This is a genomic window from Mesorhizobium sp. L2C066B000, from assembly GCF_000502335.1.
Taxonomy (GTDB): domain Bacteria; phylum Pseudomonadota; class Alphaproteobacteria; order Rhizobiales; family Rhizobiaceae; genus Mesorhizobium.
Genome location: NZ_AYWZ01000040.1, coordinates 1 through 7,809 on the forward strand (window position 1 = coordinate 1; position 7,809 = coordinate 7,809).

At 59.6% G+C, this 7,809-nt stretch carries 4 protein-coding genes, 3 pseudogenes and 1 other annotated feature; of the genes and pseudogenes, 5 read left to right on the plus strand and 2 right to left on the minus strand.

Annotated features, from left to right (window positions below; translation table 11 throughout):
* Positions 1-1,375: KUP/HAK/KT family potassium transporter (locus X733_RS136700; RefSeq protein WP_023820438.1), on the minus strand; the 1,375-nt coding region annotated here is incomplete at its 3' end.
* A 197-nt stretch (positions 1,376-1,572) separates the two neighbouring features.
* On the opposite strand from X733_RS136700, the gene X733_RS1000000170025 reads away from it, so the two are divergent.
* A complete protein-coding gene (locus X733_RS1000000170025) occupies positions 1,573-1,722 on the plus strand; it encodes a hypothetical protein (RefSeq protein WP_023703136.1) in 150 nt (49 codons plus the stop codon).
* A 155-nt stretch (positions 1,723-1,877) separates the two neighbouring features.
* Positions 1,878-2,769, plus strand: a pseudogene (locus X733_RS1000000169205) (IS3 family transposase); the annotation flags it as partial.
* Positions 2,129-2,245 (plus strand) — a sequence feature (AL1L pseudoknot). It overlaps the preceding pseudogene by 117 nt.
* On the opposite strand, the pseudogene X733_RS1000000169210 reads toward X733_RS1000000169205, so the two are convergent.
* A pseudogene (locus X733_RS1000000169210) lies at positions 2,748-3,963 on the minus strand (IS30 family transposase). The pseudogenes X733_RS1000000169205 and X733_RS1000000169210 sit on opposite strands and share 22 nt — an antisense overlap.
* Positions 3,964-4,203: 240 nt before the next feature.
* Here X733_RS1000000169210 and X733_RS01000000166980 point away from each other — a divergent pair.
* The 3 genes and pseudogenes from X733_RS01000000166980 to virD4 all read left to right on the plus strand — a co-directional run.
* Positions 4,204-4,505 (plus strand): annotated as a pseudogene (locus X733_RS01000000166980) (integrase core domain-containing protein); the annotation flags it as partial.
* A 211-nt stretch (positions 4,506-4,716) separates the two neighbouring features.
* The gene (locus tag X733_RS136690; protein WP_023685161.1) at positions 4,717-5,583 is read left to right on the plus strand and encodes a hypothetical protein; all 867 of its coding nucleotides are present in this window, start codon (positions 4,717-4,719) and stop codon (positions 5,581-5,583) included.
* Between the two features lie 247 nt (positions 5,584-5,830).
* A complete protein-coding gene (gene virD4 / locus X733_RS136685) occupies positions 5,831-7,651 on the plus strand; it encodes a type IV secretion system ATPase VirD4 (protein ID WP_023820440.1) in 1,821 nt (606 codons plus the stop codon).
* The last annotated feature ends 158 nt before the right edge of the window (positions 7,652-7,809 follow it).

Here is a 7,809-nt window from a genome sequence, read left to right on the forward strand (position 1 = left end):
GCACCCAGGTCCACATCGCCAGAACGATGGTGAAGGCCACCGCAAGCGACGCCCAGCCGCCCTCGAACACCTTGACGATGTTGGAGGCAAAGAAGCCGATGTCGATGAATGCGAACACCGCCGTCATCGCCACCGCCACCCACAGGCGCCATTTCCAAATGCGCGTCATGACGACGAACAGCAGCACCGTCGTCACCAGCATGTTGCCGGTCACCGAGATGCCATAGGCGGAGGCCAGCTTGCTCGATTCGCCGAAACCGACGACCAGCAACATCACCGCCAACGCCAGCAAAACATTGACGCGCGGCATGTAGATCTGGCCCGACTGCCGTTCCGACGTGTGCAGGATTTCGAGGCGCGGCAGCATATTGAGCTGCACCGCCTGCCTGGTCAGCGAGAAGGCGCCCGATATGACCGCCTGGCTGGCGATGACCGTCGCCGCGGTTGCCAATACCACCATCGGGATCAGCGTCCAGCCTTCGTTCATCTCGAAGAATGGATGGCCGACGTGACCGTTCTTGGCCAGCACGAAGGCGCCTTGCCCGGCATAATTGAGCAGCAGGCAGGGAAACACGATCGCCAGCCAGGCCAGCACGATCGGCTTGCGTCCGAAATGGCCGAGATCGGCATAGAGTGCTTCGGCGCCGGTGACGGCGAGGAAGATGGCGCCGATGGTCACGAAAGCGACGTCGGGCGAATTGATCAGGAAGGCGACGATGTAGTGCGGGCTCACCGCCCACAGGATTTCTGGATCGGCGATGATGTGGTTGAGACCGGAAAGGCCAATTGCCAGGAACCATACGGCGGTCACCGGGCCGAACACCAATCCCACCCCGCCGGTGCCAAAGCGCTGCACCGCGAACACCATGGCCAGGATGACCAGTGTCAGCGGCACCACATAGGGCTGGAAGGTCGGCGTGACGACGTTCATACCCTCGACCGCCGACAGCACCGAAATCGCGGGCGTGATGACCGCGTCGCCGAAAAACAGCGAGGCGCCGACGATGCCGATGCCCAGGATCACCGCCGACCGCTTGGGGAAACTGCCGCGCGCTAGCGCCATCAGCGACAGCACGCCGCCCTCGCCGCCGTTATCGGCGCGCAGCACGAACATGATGTACTTGATGGTGACGATGATAGTCAGCGACCAGATGATCAGCGACAGCACGCCGAGGATATCGCCGCGCTCGGCGACATTGCCGCCCGACGACGCCACCAGCGCCTCACGGAACGCGTAGATCGGGCTGGTGCCAATATCGCCATAGACAACGCCGAGCGCGCCTAGCATCAGCACCTTGGTGCTGTCCTGTTCGATTTCGGGATGGCTCGATTGTTCGACGGGTTCTGCCTCGCTACCAGCATTGGTAAGGGCCATGGACGACACTCCGATAAGGGGCGGCCCTCTACCTTTGCTGCACTGCAATATCAAGTGCCGCGACGTAATGGCTCCGTATGCGGACCGCATTTGTCGCCGCACCGGCGGATTGTCTCATACGAAACCACGATCCCGCTCCCAGGCCATTTCCTCGACGAGACACAGGCTCAAGGGGACCTGAAGGAGGGCCAGACCGGATGGGCGATGATCTGCGGCAGGAAACGATGGCGCTGCTTGTAGCTGACGGCATATCTTTCTCCTTTGTGTGTCTGCCAGACGAGCGGGCGGGCACGGAAGTGGTCGCGCTCTACTGCCAGACATACTCGTCCAACCTGATGAAAACCTGACTTGTACACCCAGCCCAAACAGGTGCGAGGGGTCGGTCTATTACCAAAGGCTCTGAGGGCTGATTCTCTAGGGTTCCCGCCCAGATTGATCCGTGACCCTTGTTGTGTACCGCCGCGGGTTGATCGGAGGCTCCAACTCCTGAGAAGGTGAAACCATGACAAGCAAGGCGACCAACAAGTTCTCTCCCGAGGTCCGGACCCCCCGCGGTGCGGCTGGTTCTGGATCACGAACGCGAGCATACGTCGCGGTGGGCGGCGGTTTCATCGATCGCCGCCAAGATCGGCTGCAAGAAAGCCGAGCGTGACTGCGGCGTGCGCGCCGGAGTTCCCACGGATGCTGCGACGAAACTGAAGGCTCTGGAACGCGAGAGCCGCGAGCTTCGCAGGCCAACGAGAGCAAGGCTTCCGCGTATTTTGCCCAGGCGAAGCTCGACCGCCGGTTCAGGCCACGATCGCGTTCATCGACGATCACCGCAAGGCGCATGGGGTTGAGCCGATCTGCAAGGTGCTGCCGATCGCCCCGTCGACCTACCACGACCATGTCGCCAAGCGCGTCGACCCCTGCCGGCTGTCGGCTCGGGCAAGATGGGACACAGCCTCGAAGGATGAGGTCCGACGGTTTGAGGCGAACTTCCGCGTCTACGGCGTTCGCAAGGTCTGGCGGCGGTTGCGTCGCGAGGGCTTCGACGTCGCCCGCTGCACGGTTGCCCGCTTGATGAAGGCCATGAGCCTCGAAGGCATCGTCTGCCGATCCGCACTACGGTGAGCGACAAGGCCGCACCTTGCCCTCTCGACCGCGTCAACCGCCAGTTCCACTGCTCCGCGCCGAACATGCTGCGGGTCTCCGACTTCACCTGCGTCGCGACCTGGACGGGCTTCGTCTATGTCGCCTTTGTCATCGACACGTATGCCCGTCGGATCGTCGGCTGGCGGGTGAGCCGGACGGCGCATGCAGCCTTCGTTCTCGATGCCCTGGAACAGGCTCTCCATGATCGGCGGCCCCTGCAGGGAGGCGGGCACATCCATCACAGCGATAGAGGCAGCCAAGGCGGATTCAACCGGATCGTCGCAACACCGGCATCATACTGTCCCCCAAGGAGTTGGTCGAGGAGTTCGGCAGGTGTTTTCCAGCCGAGCGTTTTGCGCGGTCTTGTGTTGATAGCATGGGCGACTGCGTCCAGTTCCGGGCTGTGTGCCGACTGAGATCCGTGCCCTTTGGAAAGTACTGTCTCAGCAAGCCGTTGGTGTTTTCGTTGGAGTCTCGCTGCCACGGGCTTGGGGATCGCAGAAGAAAATCTCGAGCCCGGTGTCGATGCGCAGGTCGGCTGCTGCGCCATTTCCGCTCCATGGTCCCAAGTCAGCGACTGACGCAGTTGCTCGGGAAGTTTGCCCATGGATCGGGCTATGGCTCTGCGGACTGCTTCAGCGCCGTGGCCGGCAAGTGGTGGACCGTTCTTGATGCGCAGGCTCTGCTGATAGCCATGCATGCGCGGCAGGTGAAGCACGCATTGTGAAGCGTGAACTTCGTTCCACGAGCGTACCGATCGCCTAGCTTCCGAGGCCAAGGATGAGGTCGCCTTCCCAATGTCCGGGGACAGCCCGATCGGCAATTTCGGCCGGACGGTCGCTTATTATAAGGGCGTCTCCAATGAAGGACTTGTTGCGAACTCGGGCCCGTTCGCGCGGTACGCGCAACGCTCGGCCTGAACGCAGACATGCGGTCAGTCCTCGGCGCAATGCTCCGCGTCCTTGAAACAAGGACTGATAGATCGTCTCGTGGCTGATCCGCATGGTTTGATCCTCTGGGTAATCGATCTGAAGCCGATTTAGCGATCTGCTCGGGGCTCCAGGTTGCCGACCACCTCCGGCTCTGTCGTTTTTTCCACACCCACCTTGGGGCCCTCGAATGAGGCGCCATTGGGGTTGGTGACTTTGCCGGCCAAGCGCTCCTCAACATATTCACGCAGAGCCGGATTGACCGCCAGCTTGCCAGGAGGCCGGCGGGACTCACGATCGGCGTGCCATTGGGCGGCACTGGCCGGTAATCCAGATTGCCGCTACGCGTCGCGGCATTGCGCCTGACCTCCCGCGAGATTGTGCTCGGCGGCCGACCTAGCTTACGAGCAATGGCCCGGATGCCGATCCCCTTGGCAAGCTCAAGCGCAATATCCTCGCGCTCCCGAAAGAAAGATATCGCCCCGAAGGCGGCTTCGCCCACGGCGCCAAATGCGTTGGCGGCATCCCTCCTGTACTCCGAAACCAGCGCGGACCAAGAGGCGTTGATGTACCGGCATCCAGTGCGGCCTCCTCGCTCGAATGTCCCAAGGCAATAGCTTGCCAGAACCGGAAGCGATTCTCACGCTGCCAGGCAGGCGGACGCCCGGGCGAATCCAGCTTCTTTCGAGTGCACCGATCTAAGCGCGTTGGTGAACCGTCATTGCCACCTCCAATCCCTTGGTGTCGCGACGACCGGTTGAATCCGCCCAATACGTCAGCATTCGATACACCGAGCGCTTGGCGGAGGCCGGCGTCGAACCCTCGGTGGGCAGTGCCGGCGACTCTTTCGATAATGCTCTCGTCGAAACGATCAACGGTCTTTACAAGGCCGAGGTGATCCATCGACGCGGACCCTGGCGCTCATTCGAGGCCGTCGAGTTCGCCACGCTCGAATGGGTCGACTGCTTCAACAATCGCCGGCTGCTGGAGCCCATCGGCAACATCCCGCCGGCGAAGCCGAGGAACGCTACTACGCCATGTTGGATGAACCAGCCATAGCCGCGTAACTCAAACGAAACGGCCTCCGGAAAGCCCGGGGCAGTTCACATCGCATTTGATGCCAGCTTCATCGTATTTTCTTCGGCTTGGACGGGCACTTGGCAGACGCACAGAGCTGGGAACCCTTTGCCATACTACAACTGTAACATCATATCGGTTTAGCAGGTCAAGCTTCGGTGGTAACCTCATTGGGTAGAATAACTACTTTGGAGGCGAGCAATGGATCGCGATAACAAACGGGCACGCGCAGCTGCAAGATCATCTCAAGGCGTGGGGAGCAGTAGCCTCCGTGACGTTCCAGAGGGGCCATTGAGCGATGTTGCAGAACGGCTGGTAACCGCTAACCCGCGCGATACAGCGCGAAATCTTGGGGGCTTCAAAGGCCTCGGGACGCACGAGCGAACAGCCGTTCGGGGCACTCAACCCGGGCCAGAAACTGACCTCGCGAGATTTGAAAGGCGGACCAATCGGCTTGGACGATCAGCCATCAATCTGGCCGCGACATTAACAGCCGAATTGGGGTACAGCACGGATGACATAGCATTGCAGAAAGTCGGAGCGGCCAGTAATCTAGGCAATTACCTAACGCCAGGGCTGCAAGATGCTATTGTTAATCGCATTGGCAACATGGATCCGCCGTCGCAAGCTCTCGGAACTTATTACGTTGCGCCACACTTCAGTAAGTTTACTGAGGAAAACAAATCTCGCATTCTTGATCAGGCCATTGGATTGGCTTCTTCTGATCCGGATGGCAATGTCAGAAACATGGCATCCAATGCTATTCTCAACATGTATCACCAGTTCGACGCAAATCAACAGGCCCAAGCTCACTCAGTTTTTCCCGGCATGCAAGACATCTTGCCGCACATGCCGCCGCCGCAGCATGCAGCAGAGGAACGGAGTGCGAATCTGGACGGCCACATAGCAGGTATTGAGGCTGCAGTCCGTGATACAGTAGGCCCGCAAACCTCCTATGAACAGCTGCAGCGGGGTGCTCAAGTCGGGCGGTCCATAAGCCAAGCCTACAATCACGCCCGAGAGGACCTAATGGAGGCCACCAGAAGCAGAGATCGCTCCGGCCGTTGATGTCTCGGCCATGGTACAGTGACGCTTTCTCTCCCGAATTCCGTCTACGGCCTTGCCGTTTCCAATTCGCTGGCCGTTGACGTACCTGCTTAGTGTAACTTTCAAAAACCACGTCTGCCGGGTGATGCGCTGCAAGCATCGCACCACCCACTGCGGCATCGATCTGTCGAGCGGCGACATCGCGCGACGCCGGTTCGGTCTCTGAAGCACGCGCAGCATTAGCTACGGCTAATCCGGCAATGGAACAATGCTTTCAACAAAAACGACGCCCCCCAACATAGCCATTAGCATCGCGTGCTCACTCGCCGTGGGCTTCTGTGCGGCAAGTCTTTACGCAACCTTCCGCCACGGCGGCAGCGGCGAGGCTCTGATGGCGTTTGATGTCCGTGCCTTTTGGTTTGAAACGCCCTTCTATTTGGGTTTCGCAACCCCCGTTTTCTATCGGGGCGCGGCTATCGTGCTCTCGACGTCCGCGGTCGTCTTGCTGATTCAGCAGATCGTATTGCGCCGCAAGCTCGAACACCACGGGACGGCTCGTTGGGCTCGAGTGGATGAAATGCGACGCACGGGATATCTGCGACGATACCGCGGCGTGACAGGGCCGGTGTTTGGGAAGACAAGTGGCCCTTTCTGGCCTGGCTACTACCTGACCAATGGCGAGCAGCCTCACAGCCTCATCGTTGCACCGACCCGCGCTGGCAAGGGCGTCGGCATAGTCATTCCAACGCTACTTACATTCAAAGGCTCGGTGATAGCTCTGGACGTCAAGGGGGAGCTCTTTGAGCTCACCTCGAGGGCGCGCAAAGCCGCAGGTGACGACGTGTTTAAATTCGCGCCGCTGGATTCGGAGCGGCGCACAAACTGCTACAATCCGCTGTTGGATCTTATAGCGTTGCCTCCACAGCAGCAATTCACCGAAGCCCGCCGCTTGGCCGCAAACCTGATTACGGCCAAGGGGGAGGGCGCGGAAGGGTTCGTCAGCGGCGCGCGAGATATCTTTGTCGCGGGAATCCTTGCCTGCATCGAGCGGGGCACGCCAACAATCGGCGCCGTCTATGACCTCTTCGCCCAGCCGGGGGAGAAGTTTAAGCTCTTCGCGCGACTCGCCATGGAGACCCAGAACAAAGAGGCACAACGCATCTTCGACGACATGGCGGGGAACGATACGAAAATCCTAACCTCCTACACTTCCGTGCTCGGCGATGGCGGGCTCAACCTATGGGCGGATCCCGCTGTAAAGGCGGCCACAAGTCGCTCGGACTTTTCGGTCTATGATCTTCGCCGTCGCAGAACGTGCATCTATCTTTGCGTTGGTCCGAACGACCTTGAGGTGATCGCGCCTTTGATACGTTTGTTTTTTCAGCAAATCGTTTCAATTCTGCAGCGGTCGCTGGCCCGTCGGGATGAAAAGCACGAGGTTCTCTTCCTGCTCGACGAGTTCAAGCACTTGGGTAAGCTGGAGGCGATCGAGACCGCAATCACGACTATCGCGGGCTACAAGGGGCGTTTCATGCTCATCATCCAAAGCCTTTCGGCACTGACGGGGGCTTATGGAGAGGCTGGCAAGCAGAATTTTCTCAGCAATACCGGACTGCAAGTGTTCATGGCCACGGCTGATGACGAGACTCCGAACTACATTTCCAAGGCCATCGGTGAATACACGTTTGAAGCCAAATCGATTTCCCACAGCCAGGCGCGAACGTTCGACTGGACCATTCAGAATTCACATCAAGGTGCACCGCTATTGCGTCCCGAACAGGTTCGGCTGCTCGATGACGACTACGAGATTGTTCTTNATTCACATCAAGGTGCACCGCTATTGCGTCCCGAACAGGTTCGGCTGCTCGATGACGACTACGAGATTGTTCTTATCAAAGGTCTGCCACCATTAAAATTGAGGAAGGTGCGTTATTTCTCGGATCGCATTCTGAAACGCATCTTTGAACGCCAGACAGGCGCCCTCCCGGAGCCGGCGCCCTTGACGGGAGCAGAGGAGGCGCTCTCCGCCGAATCTCAACTCGATGACCCGCTGTGTGAATTGGCGCAGGACTTTGACGATACAGTTTGATGTGAGGCTGGTGTGGACCCGGCGAAATAGTAATCCATCCCGTGTAACAGCTTTGTCGCAGGTGCAGGACGCCGGCTTGGAAGACGGGCAAGCGGTCCAGGCCCGGCGAGTGGGCTTTGAGCAGCACGTGTCCGAGGCGCTCCGGCCGCTGTTCGATG